General features: G+C 42.1%; 16 protein-coding genes. 13 read left to right on the forward strand and 3 right to left on the reverse strand.

The window, feature by feature from the left end:
• Window positions 1-391: 391 nt before the first annotated feature.
• From hutI to C9J47_RS12555, 7 genes are all read left to right on the forward strand, one after another.
• Complete coding sequence (hutI, locus tag C9J47_RS12525) at window positions 392-1,636, forward strand: imidazolonepropionase (protein ID WP_107253831.1); 1,245 nt, start codon at window positions 392-394, stop codon at window positions 1,634-1,636.
• Window positions 1,626-2,711 carry a formimidoylglutamase gene (locus tag C9J47_RS12530; RefSeq protein ID WP_107253832.1) on the forward strand — a complete coding sequence of 362 codons (1,086 nt, stop codon included), beginning with the start codon at window positions 1,626-1,628 and terminating at the stop codon, window positions 2,709-2,711. Before hutI ends, C9J47_RS12530 begins: the two co-directional genes overlap by 11 nt.
• A gap of 78 nt (window positions 2,712-2,789) precedes the next feature.
• On the forward strand, window positions 2,790-4,526 hold the full coding sequence (hutU, locus tag C9J47_RS12535) for a urocanate hydratase (protein WP_107253833.1): 1,737 nt from the start codon (window positions 2,790-2,792) through the stop codon (window positions 4,524-4,526).
• Between the two features lie 24 nt (window positions 4,527-4,550).
• Window positions 4,551-6,083, forward strand: a complete 1,533-nt coding sequence (hutH, locus tag C9J47_RS12540) for a histidine ammonia-lyase (RefSeq protein WP_107253834.1) — start codon at window positions 4,551-4,553, stop codon at window positions 6,081-6,083.
• A 307-nt stretch (window positions 6,084-6,390) separates the two neighbouring features.
• Window positions 6,391-7,257 carry a fructosamine kinase family protein gene (locus tag C9J47_RS12545; RefSeq protein WP_107253835.1) on the forward strand — a complete coding sequence of 289 codons (867 nt, stop codon included), beginning with the start codon at window positions 6,391-6,393 and terminating at the stop codon, window positions 7,255-7,257.
• 211 nt (window positions 7,258-7,468) lie between these two features.
• Complete coding sequence (gene hxpB, locus C9J47_RS12550; protein WP_107253836.1) at window positions 7,469-8,122, forward strand: hexitol phosphatase HxpB; 654 nt, start codon at window positions 7,469-7,471, stop codon at window positions 8,120-8,122.
• Window positions 8,123-8,494: 372 nt separating this feature from the next.
• On the forward strand, window positions 8,495-8,698 hold the full coding sequence (locus C9J47_RS12555) for a CPXCG motif-containing cysteine-rich protein (protein WP_006232282.1): 204 nt from the start codon (window positions 8,495-8,497) through the stop codon (window positions 8,696-8,698).
• Between the two features lie 71 nt (window positions 8,699-8,769).
• Here C9J47_RS12555 and C9J47_RS12560 read toward each other — a convergent pair whose 3' ends face one another.
• The 3 genes from C9J47_RS12560 to C9J47_RS12570 form a co-directional block, all read right to left on the reverse strand.
• Window positions 8,770-9,390, reverse strand: a complete 621-nt coding sequence (locus C9J47_RS12560) for a riboflavin synthase subunit alpha (protein ID WP_107253837.1) — start codon at window positions 9,388-9,390, stop codon at window positions 8,770-8,772.
• A gap of 117 nt (window positions 9,391-9,507) precedes the next feature.
• Entirely contained in the window at window positions 9,508-10,953 is a 1,446-nt protein-coding gene (locus C9J47_RS12565; protein WP_107253838.1) for an ATP-binding protein, read from the reverse strand.
• Window positions 10,946-11,716, reverse strand: coding sequence for a response regulator (locus tag C9J47_RS12570; RefSeq protein WP_107253839.1), 771 nt, complete (start codon window positions 11,714-11,716; stop codon window positions 10,946-10,948). Before C9J47_RS12570 ends, C9J47_RS12565 begins: the two co-directional genes overlap by 8 nt.
• Window positions 11,717-11,913: 197 nt before the next feature.
• Here C9J47_RS12570 and C9J47_RS12575 point away from each other — a divergent pair, with 197 nt between their 5' ends.
• The 6 genes from C9J47_RS12575 to C9J47_RS12600 all read left to right on the forward strand — a co-directional run bounded on the left by C9J47_RS12575 (window position 11,914) and on the right by C9J47_RS12600 (window position 21,735).
• Window positions 11,914-12,183 (forward strand): hypothetical protein, encoded by a 270-nt coding sequence (locus tag C9J47_RS12575; RefSeq protein WP_107253840.1) that lies wholly within the window; start codon window positions 11,914-11,916, stop codon window positions 12,181-12,183.
• Between the two features lie 54 nt (window positions 12,184-12,237).
• The gene (locus C9J47_RS12580) at window positions 12,238-12,426 is read left to right on the forward strand and encodes an SHOCT domain-containing protein (protein WP_146150846.1); all 189 of its coding nucleotides are present in this window, start codon (window positions 12,238-12,240) and stop codon (window positions 12,424-12,426) included.
• Window positions 12,427-12,746: 320 nt separating this feature from the next.
• On the forward strand, window positions 12,747-14,117 hold the full coding sequence (locus C9J47_RS12585) for an MATE family efflux transporter (protein WP_107253842.1): 1,371 nt from the start codon (window positions 12,747-12,749) through the stop codon (window positions 14,115-14,117).
• Window positions 14,118-14,590: 473 nt separating this feature from the next.
• The gene (locus tag C9J47_RS12590) at window positions 14,591-16,255 is read left to right on the forward strand and encodes a chitinase (protein ID WP_107253843.1); all 1,665 of its coding nucleotides are present in this window, start codon (window positions 14,591-14,593) and stop codon (window positions 16,253-16,255) included.
• Window positions 16,256-16,340: 85 nt separating this feature from the next.
• Entirely contained in the window at window positions 16,341-18,884 is a 2,544-nt protein-coding gene (locus C9J47_RS12595) for an Ig-like domain-containing protein (protein WP_107253844.1), read from the forward strand.
• A gap of 550 nt (window positions 18,885-19,434) precedes the next feature.
• The gene (locus C9J47_RS12600; protein WP_107253845.1) at window positions 19,435-21,735 is read left to right on the forward strand and encodes a cytochrome c peroxidase; all 2,301 of its coding nucleotides are present in this window, start codon (window positions 19,435-19,437) and stop codon (window positions 21,733-21,735) included.
• Window positions 21,736-21,864 lie beyond the last annotated feature (129 nt).

Genomic DNA, 21,864 nt, shown 5'->3' on the forward strand with positions numbered 1-21,864 from the left:
AATTTGTGACAAGGTAAAATGGTCGCTGTTGGAGCTACTGATACCAATCAAGACAAGTATCTGATCATCCTTACTGGTTAAAATTGCTTATAACTGCGTTAGAAACTTTATAATTAGAGCCACTAGTTACTTCAATTTCTTCCTTGCTATTATCACTTTTCCCTGCGCAATTATCTGACCAGATACTTATCCAGAATGGTATTTACTTCTTCTGTTAAACCGCTTTGCCAACTGATCACTCTCTAACTTTTTAGTTACTGTCAGTTAATAATTACAACATTGATCACAACTTCTTTACATTACATCTTGAGTTTCACCTCAAAATCGCCTATTTATTTGTATATACATATTGCTTTTGTATCTTGTACACAATCAAAGAAGCGGATTATAAATGGAACGAGTGCTTACCAATCTTAGATTAGTCACCCTGTCGTCAGAGACATCAGCCAATAATAACGGCTATCAGATCATCGAAGATGGCATGGTTGGAATAACAAACGGAAAGATCATGTTTGTCGGCTCTGCATCTGATAGTCCTCTGGCATGTCATAACGACCTGCATGGTCATCCTGATGTAATTGATTGTGGTAATGCATTAGTAACCCCAGGCTTAATTGATTGCCACACCCACCTTATCTTTGCAGGGAATCGAGCAAACGAGTTTGAACAACGCCTCAACGGTATGCCTTACGAAGAAATTGCCAAGCGAGGCGGCGGTATTGTCTCTACCGTTCAAGCGACCCGTGAAGCAACAGAAGATGAACTCTACCAACTCGCGATCAAACGGTTAGATGGGCTTAAACGTGACGGCGTCACAACCATTGAAATCAAATCAGGTTATGGTTTAACACTAGATGATGAATTAAAAATGCTTCGTGTGGCTCGACGCATTGGAGATATGTCGGATATTAAGGTTTCGACTACGCTTTTAGCCGCTCACGCAGTGCCACCTGAATATAAAAACCGTGCTGATGATTATATTGACTATGTTTGCCAACACATTATTCCTGCGGCAGTAGAACAAGGGCTCGCAGATTATGTTGATGTTTTCTGCGAAGGCATTGGGTTCTCTACTCAGCAATGCCAGCGTGTATTTGAAACAGCCAAAGACTACGGACTGGGTATTAAAGGCCATACTGAACAGTTATCCAACTTAGGTGGTAGTGCACTTGCGGCAAGAATGGGGGCCACTTCTGTCGATCATATTGAACACCTCGACCACGATGGCGTGGCTGCACTTGCTGCGAATGATACTGTCGCAACCTTATTACCTGGGGCTTATTATTTCTTGCGTGAAACGCAACGTCCACCCATCGAACATTTACGTAAATTGCAGGTTCCTATGGCAATTTCAACCGACTTTAATCCGGGAACATCTCCTATCGCTTCGCTCCGTACCATGATGAATATGGCATGTACATTCTTCCGACTTACGCCCGAAGAATGTTTACGAGGTGTAACCTGCAACGCTGCTCAAGCGTTAGGGCTGGAAGCATCACGCGGGAAAATCAGTGTTGGCATGGAAGCAGATCTCGCACTTTGGGACATTGATACACCCGCAGAGTTATCTTACCGACTAGGTGTGCCCGATCTTATTGCACGCATTGTGGATGGAGAGATTTTCGATGCCAAATAACCGATTTTCAAACGCAACTCTTTCAAACACAATCAACATGAGTGCTTGGCAAGGGCGTACCGACCCTGAAGATGGCGAACTGGGCATGCGATGGCACCAAAAAGTGCTACCTGCCGATCAAGCCAATGAAGAAGGCATTATGTTGCTGGGCTTCGCCTGTGATGCTGGTGTCGCTCGTAATAAAGGCCGCACAGGTGCTTACGGTGCCCCTATTGCAATCCGCCGCACACTGGCAAATTTAGCTTGGCACCATCAAGAGCCCGTTTATGACGCTGGAGATATCAGCTGCGATGACGGTAACTTAGAATTAGCTCAACATCGCTTAGGTGAAGATGTCTGTCTTGCTTTACGTCAAAAACATAAAGTGATTGTCTTTGGCGGTGGTCATGAAATGGCATGGGGAACATTTCAGGGTATTGGTGCTTACTTGCAACAAAAGCAAGAAGCAACAAACAGTATTCAAGCGCCACTTGATATGAATAATGAAAATCCGAATGTGGAAAGTACTGAGATACCCGCACCTCGCATTGGTATTATCAACTTTGATGCGCATTTTGATTTACGTAATCCACCATCTGGTCCACAAGCGAGTGCAGGCAGCTCTGGCACACCATTCCATCAAATCGCTCGTTTTTGCGAATTACAACACTGGCCATTTAATTACGCTTGTCTTGGTTTAAACCGTGGCAGTAACACACAAGCATTATATGAAAAAGCCGATCGACTTGGAGTGCTGTACCGAGATGATACGGAATTAACACACCGAACCATCGAACAAACCCAAGCGGCACTCAATACATTTATTGCTGAATGCGACTATTTATACCTCACGATTGACTTAGATGTTTTTCCAGCCTGTGTCGCACCCGGTGTAAGTGCACCTGCGGCTCGTGGCGTATCGTTAGAAATAATTGAACAGTTAATGGAACCCATTTTAACGGCTAAAACAGAGCAAGGTGATTCAAAGTTACTTGTCGCTGATTTAGCAGAATATAACCCTCGTTTTGATATTGATAACCAAACTGCACGGTTAGCAGCAAGACTGACCTGGACAATAGCCCGTGCCATTCGTTAAACCCGCTATCGCTTATTTACTTTAAATAACAGTGAACGATATAACCACTAAGACGAATAGCACAGCAAGGAGAGCTACATGACACAATCAACAATTCCAAACCCTCGTCTGGATGAATCACGCACAATTATTGCCCCTACTGGTACGCAATTAAATGCGAAATCATGGCTAACAGAAGCCCCACTTCGCATGTTAATGAATAACTTGCACCCTGACGTTGCTGAACATCCTCACGCATTGGTTGTATATGGTGGCGTTGGCCGCGCTGCACGAAATTGGGAGTGTTATGACAAGATTGTTGAAGTATTAAAGCGTCTTGAAGACGATGAAACCTTGATGGTGCAATCAGGTAAACCTGTTGGCGTCTTTAAAACCCACACCAATGCACCACGTGTATTAATTGCCAACTCAAACCTTGTACCTCATTGGGCAAACTGGGAGCACTTCAACGAGCTCGATAAAGAAGGTTTGATGATGTACGGCCAGATGACAGCGGGTAGCTGGATCTACATCGGCTCACAAGGCATTGTTCAAGGTACTTACGAAACATTCGTTGCCATGGCTCGCCAACATTTCGATGGTGATGCAAAAGGTCGCTGGGTGCTTACCGGTGGACTTGGCGGTATGGGTGGTGCTCAGCCACTAGCGGCAACAATGGCGGGCTTTTCAATGCTGGCTGTAGAATGTGATGAGTCACGCATCGACTACCGTTTACGTACCGGTTATGTCGATTGCAAAGCAACAACCCTTGATGAAGCCTTAGCGATTATTGAAGAATCGAAGCAAACCGGCAAGCCAGTATCAGTCGGCTTATTGGGTAATGCCGCAGATGTATATGCAGACATCGTTAAGCGTGGCATTGTACCAGATGTAACCACAGACCAAACCTCTGCGCATGACCCGCTTAACGGTTACCTACCTCAAGGCTGGTCGATGGAGCATGCTGCAGCAATGCGGCTTGAAGATGAGGCGGTTGTTGTAAAAGCGGCAAAACAATCAATGGCAGTACAAGTTCAGGCAATGCTAGCGCTACAAGAGGCCGGTTCTGCCACCGTCGATTATGGCAATAATATTCGTCAAATGGCACTAGAAGAAGGGGTTGAAAACGCGTTTGATTTCCCGGGCTTTGTTCCGGCGTATATTCGCCCGTTGTTCTGTGAAGGAATTGGACCTTTCCGTTGGGCTGCGCTTTCTGGCGACCCTGAAGATATCTATAAAACCGACCAAAAAGTAAAAGAACTGATTCCAGACAACCCGCACCTGCATAATTGGTTAGATATGGCACGTGAACGTATCCAATTCCAAGGTTTACCTGCACGAATTTGTTGGGTTGGTTTAAAAGATCGTGCTCGCCTTGGTAAGGCATTTAATGAAATGGTCAAAAATGGTGAGCTTAAAGCCCCTATTGTTATCGGGCGAGATCATCTTGATTCAGGCTCTGTTGCCAGCCCTAACCGTGAAACAGAAGGTATGATGGACGGTTCAGATGCCGTATCTGATTGGCCGTTGTTGAATGCCCTTTTGAATACGGCATCAGGGGCAACGTGGGTTTCACTTCATCACGGTGGTGGTGTTGGTATGGGCTTCTCACAGCATTCAGGCATGGTAATTGTGTGCGATGGCACTGACGATGCAGCCGAGCGTGTTGGACGTGTTCTTCGCAATGATCCTGCAACAGGTGTAATGCGTCATGCCGATGCTGGTTACGATATCGCAATTAACTGCGCCGAAGAGCAAGGTTTAGACCTTCCGATGGTGAATACAAAAAGCGCTCATTCGCAAAGCAGTCTTTCAAAAAACATTCACTCTAAATAAACAACCGATAGCGAGAAAGTAATCATGTACCAATTAGAAATTATTCCAGGCAAGCTATCGCTGAAACAACTTCGTGAAGTTAGCCGTCAGCCTACTCAATTATCTTTAACGGAAGATGCACTGCCTGAAATGCTCATCAGCGCAGAAGCGGTTGCGCAAGTTATCAAAGATGACAAAGTTGTTTATGGCATTAATACTGGGTTTGGTTTGCTTGCCAACACCCGTATTGCCGCTGAAGATCTTGAAACACTGCAACGTAGTATTGTACTTTCACACGCAGCAGGCATCGGTGAGTTCATGGACGATGCCACTGTACGAATGATGATAGTATTAAAAGTAAATAGCCTTTCACGCGGTTACTCGGGTATTCGTCCATTGGTTGTTAATGCATTAATGCAATTGGTTAACACTGAAGTATATCCATGCATTCCGAAGAAGGGCTCTGTGGGTGCTTCTGGCGATCTTGCCCCTCTTGCACATATGAGTACCGTGTTATTGGGCGAGGGTGAAGCCCGATACCAAGGCAAAGTAATTACTGGTGCCCAAGCGCTTGAGATTGCAGGATTAGAGCCTATTACCCTAGCCCCTAAAGAAGGGTTAGCGCTGCTTAATGGCACCCAGGCTTCAACCGCATTTGCACTAGAAGGCTTTTTTGCAGCTGAAGATTTATACTCAGCAGCAACAGTTTGTGGCGCAATGTCTGTTGATGCTGCACTGGGTAGTCGTCGTCCATTCGACCCTCGCATTCACCGTGTTCGTGGTCATCGTAGTCAAATTGACGCGGCAATGGGCTACCGTCACATGTTAGGCCAAAACAGCGAAATTGGTCTATCGCATCAACAATGTGAAAAAGTGCAAGACCCCTACTCGCTACGTTGTCAGCCACAAGTGATGGGGGCTTGTTTACAGCAAATTCGTAATTCTGCTGTCACGTTAGAAGTCGAAGCAAACGCAGTATCTGATAACCCACTTGTTTTTGCAGATGATGGCGACATTATCTCGGGGGGTAATTTCCATGCAGAACCTGTTGCGATGGCTGCAGATAACCTTGCACTTGCCATTGCCGAGATCGGTAGCTTGTCTGAGCGTCGTATGGCGCTATTGATCGATAGCGGATTAAGCAAGCTTCCACCGTTCTTAGTGGATAATGGCGGAGTTAACTCTGGCTTTATGATTGCACAAGTTACCGCTGCGGCATTAGCGAGCGAAAATAAGTCGCTTGCTCACCCTGCATCTGTCGATAGCTTACCAACATCAGCGAACCAAGAAGATCACGTTTCAATGGCTACATACGCAGCACGTCGCTTAACCGATATGGCAGAAAATACACGTGGTATTCTGGCTGTTGAATTACTAGCGGCAGCACAAGGTCTTGATTTTAGAAGCCCTAACAAGAGCTCTGAATTAATCGAACAAGCAAAAATGCAATTACGTGAACGTGTTTCTTTCTACGACAAAGATCGCTACTTTGCACCAGACATCGCAAAAGCCAACCAGTTGTTAAAAGAAGCGACATACAATGCATTAATGCCAGCTACATTACTCCCAAGCTTGTAATGTAGCGTTGTAATCATTAAAAGCGTTGTAAAACGATATAAATCGAACCTGACCAGTAGCATTATGGTCAGGTTCGATTTTCTATTTTAATCCTTTTCCCACCTTTGATACCCCTCTCTTCTAAGTTGATTTACAAGCTTTTTCACGCAATGAATATTGCATACAAAGTTCAAACCTTGATAAATGCACGGTTATATCTTCCTTAAATGGTCTAAGATGTTGATGAGACACTACTATTATTCGTCGCTATTCATATTAATGTGAGTAGCTGTTTAACTGATTGTATTGTTCCAACACGGAGGATGCTATGTGGCAAGCCATTTCTCACCAACTATCAGATGTACTGGGTAAACCGTTTAAAATCAGCGAACGAGAGGCTCTCGAAGGCGGAGATGTCAATCAATGTTATTGCGTCGGTGATGGTGATGAGCGCTTTTTTATCAAACTGAATGATAAAGAACAGCTTGCCATGTTTAAAAGTGAAGCCGAAAGTTTACGCATTCTAAACGAGGCTAATTGTGTTCAAGTACCTCAACTATTACACCTTGGAACATGTCGTGAAAAGTCGTTCTTAGTTCTAAATTACTTACCAACCAAAACCATCGATAACGAATCTGCCTTCAAACTTGGTCAGCAGCTTGCTGAATTACACCAATGGGGAGAGCAAGCAGAATACGGGTTTGATTTTGATAATTATGTCGGTATTACTCCGCAGCCTAATAAATGGCGTCGTCGTTGGTGTCGATTCTTTGCTGAGCAGCGTATAGCGTGGCAACTTCAACTGTGTGAAGAAAAAGGGATTCAATTTGGGAATATCGATACCATTACGGGGAATGTTATTTCGTTATTGATGCACCACCAGCCAACCCCCTCTTTGCTTCATGGCGATTTATGGCATGGTAATTCAGCACTGACGGTCACAGGGCCTATCATTTTTGACCCCGCGACATACTGGGGAGATAGAGAATGTGATATCGCAATGACAGAGCTCTTTGGTGGTTTCCCTGCCAGTTTCTATGAAGGGTATCAATCTGTTTTCCCATTAGATGATGGATATCAAGAACGCCGTGACCTTTATAATTTATACCATATCTTAAATCACTGTAATCTATTCGGCGGTGAGTACTTAGCCCAAGCAGAGCATATTATAGAAAAGCTAAAACTCGCTAAATAGTGTATCTGACCATATGCAGTGCTAAAGCGCGTATCATGGTAAATGTCACAATAAAGCAGAATCGAAAACATTAGCCCGATAAACGAGCTAATGTTTTTTTTGCGCAAAATACAGTAATCTCGACAATCGTTATGTGTAATGCCCATCTTGATAAGTAGATCATCAAATATTTATCAAGATTGGTATAAACCTTATAGGTATGAAAAAAGTCATGTTAAAAGCAGCAGTATTTGATATGGATGGACTACTCGTCGATTCAGAACCGTTTTGGCAACAAGCGCAAGTCGAAGTATTCTCATCTATCGGCGTTACCATTGAACAAAAAGATACATTGCAAACGATGGGTTTACGCATTGACCAAGTCGTCGATTTTTGGTTCAAGAAGCAACCATGGCAAGGCCCTAATTGTGCAGAAATAACCGCTTTAATCGTTTCTCGCGTACAAGATTTAGTGAAAGAGCATAAGCCTGTACTACCTGGTGTGTTCGAAGCCATTGCAACTTGTAAAGCAATGGGACTAAAGGTTGCCCTAGCCTCTTCATCACCATTAGGTTTAATTGAAGCGACGTTAGAAGCATTAGAGTTAGAAAATGAATTTGAAGCCGTTTTATCGGCTGAACACCTTCGTTATGGCAAACCACACCCTGAAGTGTACATCAACGCTGCAGATGCATTAGGTGTAGAACCACAAGCATGTGTTGCCTTTGAAGATTCAGTTAACGGTTTACTGTCGGCCAAAGCTGCGCAAATGAAAGGAATCGCCGTACCTGAAGCTGAATATGCCAATGATGCTCGCTGGGCGATTGCAGATAAAAAACTTTCGTCGCTTCACGAAGTAAATCAGCAATTATTAAATAATCTATAAACAAAAATCAATCCAATTGTTGGTGTTACAAAGGGTGGAACCGAGTTACATCAACAATTATTACTTTCTACCAAGGAAATGTTTCAATTTTAACGTTTTATAAAGTTAACAAAATCTTATAAAAAAATCATATCCATCAAAAAAATACAATACTGAGATCCCTCACTTAATAATTATTCAGTTCTTCTTATCAATTCAAAGTTTGTAGTTAATTTTCAGCAAAAAGCAATGCGAAACGCTAGGATCTAGTTATGCCAGTAAATCACCTGACAAGTGTATTAATCATGATTCTTACGTCAGGAGCATCAAGTGGTAACACTGGTTCTGTGAATTTTTGTATCTATAGAGGTACATCATACCAAGGAGTATCAAATGACAAATTATTCAGAGCAGAGTGTCTCTTGCCCGCATTGTGGACATATTATCAAGATAACTCTTGATACGAGTGGTGGTAGCCAAGAATTCTACGACGACTGCCCGTCGTGCTGCCATGCTGTGCATTTAAACATGCAAATTGATGAGGTTCATAAAACCATCAATTTATTCATTGATGCTGATGATGAACAAATTTTTTAACTTTCATCATAGATAGTATTGAGTCTAAGCCTATATGATCATTCAATAGGCTTAACTTAATAATAAATTTATTACTGTGTATTACTCGATTGGTTCATAAGCACTCGCTCGACAGTGTCTACAATCGCTTGAGTTTGTGGATCAATTTCAATATTAACCACATCACCTATTTTACGAATACCAAAAAGTGTTCTTTCAAGCGTCTCAGGGATCAGGTGTACGCAGAATCGATTGTCCTTAACCTCACCGATAGTTAATGAACAACCATCAATACCAATATACCCCTTCGTTAACACATACTTCATCGACGGCTTCGGCATCGTAAACCAAATTGTACAATTGTTAGCCGCATTAATAACATCAGAGATGGTCGAACACTGGTTGATATGGCCCGACATAGAATGCCCGCCAATTTCATCACCAAATTTTGCTGCACGTTCAATATTGACGTTATCGCCTTCTACTAACAAGCCGAGATTAGTCACTTTTAAGGTTTCTTGCATTAAATCAAAAGAAACGAAGTCGTCTTCTACTTTGGTCACAGTTAAACAACAACCGTTATGCGCAACGGATGCACCAAGCGTTAATCCTTTTCGCAGCTCTTGCGGCATTTCTAACACATGTGTCTGAAAATTTTCTTTTTTTAATATTTTAACGACACGTACTGTACCTTGAACAATTCCTGTAAACATCAGTATCCCCGACTATTATTTTAATATCAGTTGGTTAGTCATCGCATTATATATCCAAACACACCAAAATGTAGGATCCAGCGTTATTTGAACCATTTCAATTACCCCAACCTGAGGTTATTTAGACTGTGGCCGATGATATTGTGGCAATCGTATCTCTGCGCAAAGGCCACCTTCACTGCGATTTCGTAAAACTAATGATCCGCCATGGGCTTGAATAATCGAGCGGCTAATAGACAAGCCCAACCCCACACTTGATGAACTAGTATCTCTGGCTTTCTCTAATCGTACAAAAGGTTTAAAAACATCCTCTAATGCACTTTCATCAATACCTGTACCACGATCACAAACCTGTACAACAGTGTGATACTCATCATTAAAACAGTTTAATTCAATCGGAGAGGGTCTACTCGTATTCTCAGACTGCTGTCCATAACACAAACTATTGTTCAGTAAATTTTCAATCACTCGCCTAAAGGCAATAGGTGACAATCGACAGATAACTTTACTAGCAGCAATAAAGTGTATGACATCGCCTCGGTCTTGATAATCATCGGTAATTGTTTGCAATAAACTGGTTAGCTCAACGGTTTGGCTTGGCTCTTGTTGAGCATCGTCTCGCGCAAAGTTCATTGTAGCTTCAATCATCAATTCCATATTAGTCAGTGTTTTTAATAATTGTTTTTGATCCTCATTATGCTCAATAAATTCTAGTCGTAAGCGCATGCTGGTAATAGGCGTACGTAAATCGTGAGAAATAGCAGCAAGCATCTTTGTTCTATCATCAACAAACTGCGATAGTTGTGTTTGCATCTGATTAAATGCCGTAATTGTCGGTAAGATCTCTTCTGGCCCTGAAAGTTCAAGCGGGGTAAAGTCTCGTTCTTGCCCCAATTTTTGTGCGGCAACAGCCAGTTTTTTTACAGGAAGTAACGACCGTTTAACCACCCAATACATCGCACTCAGCGTAAATAGTGCCACTAAAATTAACCCAACAATTGCGGACCAAGACCAGCGTAATGCTTGCTGATCAATCGCTGAGCTAAAATTTAACCAATAATTATTTGATAACTTTACCGAGCCAATCAACTGCGTTTTATATTCAACTGCCGATTGTTGCATCATCGGCATATGTTTCATCGACATATGCATATGCCGCATCATCTTGCTCATGTCTGCTTGTTGTTCATTATGCTGTTGCGAGATAACAGATTGGATCTTTACTTGATGAGGAAGAGGTGCTGAAAAAGACCGTGTCAGTTGTGCAGACAAATCTGCTTGTTGGTTTCCGGTCACGGCCGCTGTATTATCGAGCGACAACGTTAAACCAGAGCTTTGACTGGCAGCCAATATTTCATCATGCAGTTCTACAGGCGTGCGATCAATCACATTAACCAAGGCAGCAACACGTTCTAACGTACTATTACTTGTGGCTAAATTGAGCATTTGAACGCGTTCGTTCGTGAAAATTTGAAGGGCTATTAATAGCTCAAACACCAAACCAAGCACCATTATGATACAAATTTTACCAATAAGACTAGAAGGTAAAATGCGTTTAATCATATGTTACCTCGCACACTAGTTGATAGCCCCCACCCCAAATAGTTTTGATTAATTCAGGCTTTTTATGGTCGATTTCTAACTTCTTCCGTAACCGGCTAATAATAGTATCAATAGAACGATCATATACATCTGTCTCTCGCCCTTTGGCCAAATCCAATAGCTGTTCTCGGCTTAATACTTTTCTTGGGTGCTCAACAAATACTTTCAATAATGTAAATTCAGCACTCGTTAATGAAACAGCGATACCGTCGTTGTCTGTTAATTCACGCTGACCAATATCAAAACACCAACGATTAAAACGATAAACATAGCTTTCTTTATCTTGCGCCTCTTCAACAGAATCTATTTTTGACTTAAGTACTGACTTACCTTCAGGAATCGCATTAAAACGACGAATAACCGCTTTTACACGGGCTAATAATTCACGTGGATTAAACGGCTTAGGCAAATAATCATCCGCGCCCATTTCCAGCCCAATGATTTTATCTACCTCCTCACCCATCGCTGTCAGCATTATCACCGGTATATTCGAATGCACACGTAATTCACGGCATAAGGTTAATCCGTCTTTTCCGGGCAGCATTAAATCCAACACGATCAAATCGATTGAATTGTCTCGAAGGCATTGCTCCATTTCATCACCATCAGCAGCAACAGAAACCCGATAATTATGCTGGCTTAGAAAGCGCTTTAACAAATCACGGATCTCGCTATGGTCATCAACAATTAATAGGTGAGGTAATGATAAGGCGGAACTGTCCATAAAAACCCACAATATAATACGAATGAATAATGACTATACGTCATTAACCCATTGAGTTCTTGTCAATGTATGTCAATGAGTTGAGTACAATTCAAACTGGCATACTTTGACATAAACTAATTCGGTTCTGACAAATCTGCGACAAACTTATTTGTTTTAATAGCCTAGTCAAAACAAATAATATCAAAGGTGATCAAATGAAACGTTCAATTTTATTAGCAGCAAGTCTAGTTATTCTTCCTTCTATTGCGATGGCTAACAACGCTCACCATGAAACAAACCAAGATGGTACTCACATGGCTGGAATGCATTCTGAAATGATGCAAAACATGATGAAAAATCCTGAGCAAATGCAAGCCATGATGACCGAGATGCAATCAAACCCAGAGATGCAAAAAATGATGAAGAAAATGGGGTGTCAGGGGAACATGACAACGATGATGAAAAATAACACTGAACAACAATAACTCATTTATTGAGTTCATTAATACACATTTGCCCCAGGAGATACTATGCACACGATGAGTATGATGCCATTTTCAATGATTTTCATGTGGATTCTTATGATTGCCTTTGTATACCTAATAATAAAGGCTATCAGGCAAGACAATAAATCGCCCTCTAGCTCTGCGATTGAAGTTGCAAAATGCCGCTTTGCTAATGGCGAAATAACTCAGGAAGAGCTAAGAGAAATAAAAAAAGAGCTGTAAATAATGATGTTCACAGATGCCCTACTTATGATGAAGGGCATCTCTAGCAGTTTTAGATCGTCAGCCCCTGCACACCAGCCTCGTAGACGTCCCCATCATAATGCTACGAACATACACCACTACACTTAACCCTTTAGAGCAGAAAACAACACAGCTTAAACTATTTGTAAAATATGCTAATGTAACTGCATATTAAACAACGCTGCTGAATAGTCGGCATTCGATAGCAATATTGATTGTCTCTTCTTATTGAATCGCTATAATCACCGCGCTTTACTCTATACATTTATTCATTATTTCTGCTTTTAGGAGCATGCTCTGTGCATAATTACAGGCGTGAAACACGTCAACTTCTTACTTTAGCAATACCTGTTCTTATTGCATCTGTTGCCCAAACATCAATGGGGTTCGTTGATACCGTTATGGCTGGTGGTGTCAGTGCTACCGATATGGCTGCCGTTTCTGTTGCTTCTAGTATCTGGTTACCTGCCATTCTTTTTGGTGTTGGGTTATTGATTGCCCTTGTACCAATCGTGGCGCAACTAAATGGTTCAGGCAAAAAAGATAAAATTCCTTTTGAAGTACAACATGGTTTTCTTCTTGCCTTGATCATGTCCATTCCTATTATGGCCATTTTATATAATGCTGGTATGTTGATTGACTACATGGATGTCGAACCCATTCTGGCTGAAAAAACCATAGGTTATTTACATGCTGTTGTATATGCCGTGCCCGCTTTTCTACTATTCCAAACCCTAAGAAGTTTTGCAGAAGGGTTATCTTTAACTGTGCCCGGCATGGTTATCGGTTTTATCGGTCTAATGGCAAATATTCCGCTTAACTGGATTTTTGTTTACGGTAAATTCGGTTTCCCAGAAATGGGCGGTGTTGGTTGTGGGGTAGCTACTGCCATTGTTTATTGGCTAATGTTCTTCTCTATGTTGGTTTATGTATTAGTAAACAAGCGACTTAAACGTGCTGGATTGTTTGAGGTTTGGTACAAACCACAGCCTAAAGCAGTGCTTCGACTGTTCAAGCTTGGTTTCCCTGTTGCCGCCTCAATGTTTTTTGAAGTATCATTATTTGCTGTCATTGCTTTAATGATTTCCCCGTTGGGCTCAATTATTGTTGCCTCCCACCAAGTCGCAATTAATTTTTCGTCCTTGATCTTCATGTTACCCATGAGTTTAGGTGTTGCATTAAGTATTCGTGTTGGCCACATGCTTGGTGAACAAGATTTAGTCGGTGCTAAAATCGCAAGCCATTGCGGCCTTCTTGTTGGGTTAATTTTGTCATTAATAACCGCTATTTTAACCATTATTTACCGTGAAGAAATTGCCCTTCTCTACACCGATAATGCCGATGTTATTGTACTTGCAGGCCAGCTTTTATTCTTAGCTGCCGTTTACCAATGTAGCGATGCGATTCAAGTTGTCGCTGCAGGCGCCTTACGTGGTTATAAAGATATGCGAGCAATCTTTATTCGCACATTCATCGCATACTGGATGCTAGGTTTACCTGTTGGTTATATTCTGGGTATGACAGACTGGATTGTAGAGCCGATGGGACCGCATGGTTTCTGGATTGGTAATATTGTTGGTTTATCCGCAGCGGCGATTATGCTTGCCATGCGCCTACGTTGGATTCAGCGCCAAAGCGATGAATTCCAAATAGCAATGTCACTTAAATAAGCGTCAAGATAGATAACAAATAAACCGCATATATTATCAGCTACAAAGTAGCCTCTGTATGCGGTTCTTTTTACCCTTTCAGTAAGAACATAAATGAGCTGGTGATTCAAAAAAAAATGTTACCTTTCCTTTGCCATTCAGTGAGTAAATGAAATCACTCGCACATATTAATATTGACAACATTTAATCTTGTAAATAAACCTACCTTTATTTCCTACCTAAACAACCAAAAATTTCAAAATATAATATATTAAGCAAAACATTTAGAGTTAATCACCAATAGGGTGCGAGCTTTCAGTTTAAAATGAAATTTCACCTCGGTGGTTCAAGTGCAAACAAGGTTATATATTGAAATGGCTATGCACTTGATAAAGAACGAAACTGAAGTCAATCCTAAGCAATAAACACTAATCGTTCATCGTGAATAGCACAATGAAACAAACAACATAAATGTTTATTAAAGGGATACTAATATGTTTAAATTCCGGCACTTAGCAATATTACTCAGTTGCACCCTTGCCACTAACAGCTTTGCTATGAATATTCAGCCAGACCCCAATAACCCGGGTGGCTATGTTATACCTCGGGCTGATATTGAAGCTGCAGAGCAAGCTAAAACAGCTGACCCAATGTATGACACCTGGGCAAAAGCACTTGAAACATTGCCGAATCAGCAAGTTGAAGCTATTTTACCAGGCTTAGCCTCTAACCCAAGTAACGTCATTCGAGCTGAGCGCGTATTCCCAGAAACGGAATGGATCTACCTAACGCAAATGGCTGCATCTGAATATACCTATACCCGATTTCTTCGTGCAATAGGAAAATTCCCAGCGTTTTGTGGCGAATATACTGATGGCCGCGATTCCGACGCTATTTGTAAACGATCTATTATTACCTCTTTTGCCCATTTTGCTCAAGAAACAGGTGGTCATATTGCTGTCGACAATACTTGGGACAATCCGAAAGGTTTAGAAGAGTGGCAACAGGCACTGGTTCACGTTCGTGAGATGGGTTGGTCTGAAGGTCAACCCGGCTATACCACTGGATGTGGTCAAAACGATTGGCAAAATAAACGCTGGCCATGTGCAGAAGGGCAAGGCTATTTTGGACGTGGTGCCAAGCAGCTTTCATACCATTTTAACTATGGTGCCTTTTCTGAAGTCATGTTCGATGGTGATGCAACTGTCTTGCTTAACAACCCAGGACGTGTTGCAGACTCATGGTTAAATTTGGCCTCTGCAACATGGTTCTTTCTAACCCCTCAATCGCCAAAGCCTGCCATGTTGCATGTAATTGATCGCACATGGAAGCCATCTCAGCGAGAAACCGAGGCAGGAATTGGCTACGGTTTTGGTACCACTATCAATATAATTAATGGTGGTATTGAATGTGGTGAACAAAATAAAGATAAAGGGCAGCCCGTTAATCGCATTCGCTACTGGGAAGGGTTATCAGATTACTACCAAATCTCTATCCAACCAGATGAAAAAAACACATGCTGGCAGCAAACACCATACGGTAGCCTTAATCTAAATGGTGCGACCGATGTACTTTACACTAACTGGGAGGGTGACTGGACGTATCATGCAGACCGCCCAGGCGGAGTCTCTTTCGAGTGTAAGCTGGTCGGTTATCAAACAGCCTATTCTGCATTGGTTAAGGGCGATTACGAAAAATGTGTCACTAATTTCTATGAATCTCATGCTAATTGGCCAAACGTTCGCGTGGTTGATCAATTAGATCCTGTAGACCCTCCAATTGTTCCAGAACCACCAGTAGGTGGCAACTACCCAGCATGGAATATCAACACTGAATACACTGCCGGTGAGAAAGTGAGCTACAACGGTGCTTCTTATGAAGCAAAATGGTGGTCACAAGGTAATGACCCGAGCAAAGGAGATCCGTGGAAACTGATTTCAGATGCTCCCATCAACCCAGAACCACCAGTAAAACCAGAACCACCCGTTGTTCCATTACCGCCAGCAGGTGTTACTCCGTGGGTTGCTGGGCAAACAAATGTAAATAACGGTGATAAAGTGACGAATATCGGTAAATGCTTTATTGCCAAAAACAACCCAGGTGTTTGGGACACCCCTACCAGTACAAATTGGTTCTGGGATGAAGTTTCATGTAAATAAAGATATGCATGATTCTTAAATATAAGCCCTAACATCTTTCTAGTAAGAAGATAAACGTTAGGGCTTTTCAGATAGGGATATTATTATGAAAAAGTCGTTAATAACATGCACGCTAATCGCCAGTTTTAGCGTCATGGGTCAAGCCTATGCCGTAGATTGTTCTCAACTCACCAGTTGGGAACAAGACACCGCATACAATGGCGGAACCAAAATACAAAGTAGTGCCATCGCTTATCAAGCTAATTGGTGGAGCCAAGGCAATGACCCAGCAAACCATTCAGGTCCGGGGCAAGAGTGGACAAATATCGGTAATTGCAGTGGTAACCCAGGTAATCAGCCACCCATCGTTACAGTTACCTCACCTCTCAACAATGCACAATTTACGGCAAATGATGTCGTTGTATTAACGGCAACAGCCAGCGATCCTGATGGTAGTGTCGATAATGTTGAATTTTTCTTAGGTACTCAATCTCTCGGTACTGTTTCCGTTGCCCCATACACTTTAGATTGGGTTTCTGTGGTCGGTAATTACAATATTGAAGCACGCGTTACCGACAACCAAGGGGCAAGCACAAGCCACAATGTAGCAATCAGTGTCGTTAGTGCCACCAACAATTTACCGCCTGCTGTAAGCCTAACTAGCCCGACAGCGTCCTCTCAAATTACCGCCGGTGACATTGTTTCAGTTATTGCTAATGCTTCCGATGAAGATGGAGCAATCTCGCAAGTCGATTTCTACGTCAATGACTTGCTCATTGGTAGCGATAGTAGCGCCCCATACGAATACTCATGGACAGCTCTAGAAGGAGTGAAAACCTTCAAAGCAAAAGCAACCGATAACGAGAATGCCACAACATTCAGTGAAGTTATCACCGTTGCTATTGCAGGTGGTTCTGTTGGTGGCGGCTGTGCAGGTGTACCTGCCTACACTGCGGGAAACAGTTATAGCACAGGTGATACGGTTCAAAACCTGAATAACAAATATCGCTGTGAAATTGCTGGTTGGTGCTCATCTGATTCATCTTGGGCTTATGAACCAGGCAATGGGTTGTACTGGACTGACGCTTGGAGCGACTTAGGCATTTGCGCTATCGTTCCTGAAGTTAATATTACCTCACCAGCAGATAACAGCATTGTTCTTGCCGGTAGTGACGTCGAAATTCAAGCCACAGCAACTGATGCCGACGGTACAATAAATCAGGTACACTTTTTTGCAGGCAATGATGACTTAGGAATTGATACTACTGCCCCATACTCTCTGAATTGGTTAGCAGTAGGGCTTGGTGAAACCTCATTGAAGGCAATCGCAACCGACAACGAAGGCAACAATGCGGAATCATCGATATTAATCAGTGTGAGTGACCAAGCATTAGTGACGAGCTTAACCTCACCAACTAGTGGCACCACTGTCAGCTTGGGTAAAGCCTTTAATCTTTCAGCTACGGCATCATCACTCAATAGTGCCATTCAACAAGTGGACTTTCTAGTCAACGGTAATGTGATTGCCACAGATACTACCCAGCCATATTCTGCGAATTGGACGGCAGGCTCAGCAGGTAATTACACCGTAACAGCACTTGTAACCGATACCCAAGGTAGCACTGCACTATCAACGGCCGCCACGGTAAAAGTTGTCGAACAGTCTGCGACAAAACATCAGCTTATAGGTTACTGGCATAATTTTGTAAATGGTGCTGGTTGCCCTATTCGTTTACGCGACATTTCACCCGCTTGGGATATCATCGATATAGCCTTTGCTGATAATGATCGTAATAGCAATGGTACTGTTCATTTCAATCTCTATGCTGGTGATATACACAGCACCTGTCCGGCATTAAGCCCTGAATTATTTAAGCAAGATATACGTGAGTTACAAGCTCAAGGAAAGGTTATTGTTCTATCTCTTGGTGGCGCAGAAGGCACTATCACGCTTAATAACGGTACCGACGAAGCCAATTTTGTCAGCAGCTTAACCTCTATCATTCAAGAGTGGGGATTTGACGGTTTAGATATTGATCTTGAAAGTGGTTCAAACCTACTTCACGGTACTCAAATTCAAGCTCGTCTACCGCAAGCATTAAAACAGATCGAAGCCAATATTGGTGGGGATATGTACCTAACAATGGCACCCGAACATCCTTATGTTCAAGGTGGCATGATAGCCTATTCCGGAATTTGGGGGGCATACATCCCTATAATAGATCAACTTCGCGACATGCTTAATCTACTGCATGTACAACTATACAATAATGGCGGATTAGCTAACCCTTATACTTCAGGTATTGCCCCTGAAGGTTCTGTTGATATGATGGTTGCATCTTCACGTATGTTGGTTGAAGGCTTTGAACTAGCAAACGGTACTATGTTCCAACCTTTACGCGATGATCAAGTCGCTATTGGTTTACCATCTGGCCCAAGCTCTGCCAACTCAGGGCAAGCTCCGACTCAAAACATTGTTAATGCCCTTGACTGTCTAACGCTTGGTACAAGCTGCGGAACCATTGCACCCACTAAACTCTATCCAAATTTTGGTGGGGTGATGACATGGTCTATCAATTGGGATGAACATGATGGCTATAATTTTTCAGGTCCTGTTGGTGACAAGCTACAGGCAATGAACGGAAAATAGCAGCAATAGGAAATAACAACAGCGGAAAAAGCCGTAAGAAATGTCGGTTATTTTTCGTTTACTATAAATGCCCTCTACCATGATGGAAGGGGGCATCTTCTTTGCTCCCTCACATCGAGTTTAGGTGCATTCAATATATCGTTCATTCACTACACCCTAAACAATCCCCGCAGCATTTTTGATACTAATACTATTAATAAGAATTAAGTTTCAACAATAAAATCATTACCCTCATATAAATTAAGATTAGTGTCATATTTACAACACCAAATCTTTAACATGATAAAATCTCAAATCAAACAAATATATTTACACTAAGAAATAATACTCACCAATAATAATTAGAATATAACAAATATCATTTCCAATTTGACTTCTCACTTTAGAAACCGAAAAATCAAATATAAAAACGCTATATTTTATATTTATAATAATATCGCAAAAATGATAAATAACTTTTAGCTTTATCACTCATTATTAACTGGCAAGGAATAAAACCCTACTCTTGTAATCAAGTGAAAAAATAAAATGAAGACACTAGGAGCGCGTAATGAGTAATAGAACGAATAAAAGACGTTCACGGCTCGGTGCTGTGATAGCAGCTACAACTATATTTGGATTATCGACAGGATATGTTTATTCAGTAGAGCCAGTTGTTGTTGAACCTCCATCTATTGGTTCATTAAAAGGAATAGAACCAGCTGCAGTTCCAGGCATTGAAAAATATATTAAGAATAAAGATGCTGCGATTAAGCTAGGTAAAGCCCTATTCTGGGATATGCAAACAGGTAGTGAAGGGCAAAGTTGTGGTAGTTGCCACTTCAGTGCTGGTGCGGATCCTCGTGATAGAAACCAACTTAGCCCAGGTTTAAACCACACGGATCCAAATAAAAGAGAGGTATTCAACTCAACTAAATCTGGCGGAAGCGGTGGCCCCAATTACACCCTTACACTTAATGATTACCCATTCACCCAATTTGCAGACCCCAAAGATCGTAACTCTAACATTGTATTTGAAACCGATGACGTAACTTCTTCCCAGGGTATATTTGGGAGTAAGTTTAATGGATTAAACATCGTCAAAGAATATAACGACTTTACTGATGGCATCGAAAATTGTGATAAAGTAGAAGATATATTCCATGTTGCCAATGTAGGTAGTCGAAAAGTCGAACCACGTAATACACCAACCATGATCAACGCCATTTTTAATTTTAGAAACTTTTGGGATGGTCGTGCAAATAACGTATTCAATGGTGTAGACCCATTTGGTCGTCGAAATGAAAATGCACGAGTTGTTTATTTTGACCAATCAACAAGCAGTACAACTCTTGAAGAAGTCAATCTAATTAACTCAAGTGCAGCATCACAGGCTGTTGGTCCCCCTTTAAGTGATTTCGAAATGTCTTGTGGCGGAAAGTCATTTAAACAACTTGGCCGTAAAATGCTAAAACTTAAGCCGCTCGCATTACAAGAAGTTGACCCTACCGATAGTGTACTTGGTTCATCAGCTGTACTTGGTGGCAAAGGTTTAATGGTTGATTACCGTAAACTGATTATTGATGCTTTCCAAGACGGTTATTGGAAGAGCCCATATAAGTCAGACGATGGCTATAACCAGTTTGAAATGAACTTTTCATTATTCTGGGGGCTAGCAATCCAGATGTATGAAAGTACATTGATTTCAGATGATTCTCGATTCGACCGCTTTATGGATGGTGCTTCTTATGAATTAACCAGTGAAGAACAAGCAGGTATGGGCATATTCCTTGGAAAAGGTAAATGTGCAAACTGTCACAGCGGTCCTGAATTTACAAAAGCAGCGACTCACCTTGTACCAGAAAACGAAGAAGATGGTTTAGTTGAACGTATGCTTATGGGCAACCAGCTTCCAGCTGCTTACGATAATGGATTCTACAACATTGGTGTTCGCCCAACTGAAGAAGACTTGGGTGTAGGTGCTGATGGACCATTTGGACACCCTCTATCCTTCACACGTCAAGCTCAGGTTGTAGCCGGTGGCGGTAATGCACCAGACGATTTTGAGGTAGATCCAGATACGTTCGAAGTTAACCCAGGCGTACCGCTCACAGCGTATGAACCTAACGCAGTAGATGGCGCATTTAAAGTACCTGGTCTGCGAAATGTAGAACTAACGGCACCTTATATGCACAATGGTGGTATGGCAACCCTAGAACAAGTTGTTGAGTTTTATAACCGAGGTGGTAACCGTCAAGGTACTGATACACATAATACATCAGGCTTTGGATCTCACGATTCTAACCTAGACCCTGATATAAATAGCTTAGAACTATCATACGAAGAGCAAGCCAACCTTGTTGCCTTCTTAAAATCACTAACTGATGACCGTGTTCGTTGGGAGGCTGCACCATTTGATCGCCCACAGATTTTTGTGGCAGTCGGTCACCCTGATGATGAGAACTCTGCATCAGATCGCGGCGATGGTCTAGCCGTTGATGAGTGGTTAGAAATTCCTCGAGTGGGTGCACAAGGTCGAACAGCTAAAAACCTACCAGCATTGGTTGGATTCTTAGATGCACCAGAAGACCTTTCACCTGATGCGGTAAACGACTATGCAACAACAAAGCGTTATAGAACAATCACCCTTCGAGTGCTTGATAATGACGTAGTTAATGGTGCTGCACTTGATAAAGGATCTGTTGTAGTTACTAACCTACCAGCATCAAGTAAAGCAGCTATCACAGTCAGAAATGACGGTACAATATCGTACTTTGCTAAAAGAAAAGGAACATTTACCTTTAACTACACTGTTAATGATACCAACGGTAATACTTCAAACGTAGCAACAGTCACTGTAACAGTGAACTAATTCCCCTACGAAAAACTTGAAGCAACAAAACCCAGATCGAAAGGTCTGGGTTTTCTTTATATCGTACCTTCATATGGCGATTGCCTTTTGCACCTTCGGCACAGACAATGTGCTTTCGCTTCGCTCAGG

Source organism: Photobacterium indicum, assembly GCF_003026215.1.
GTDB lineage: Bacteria > Pseudomonadota > Gammaproteobacteria > Enterobacterales > Vibrionaceae > Photobacterium > Photobacterium indicum.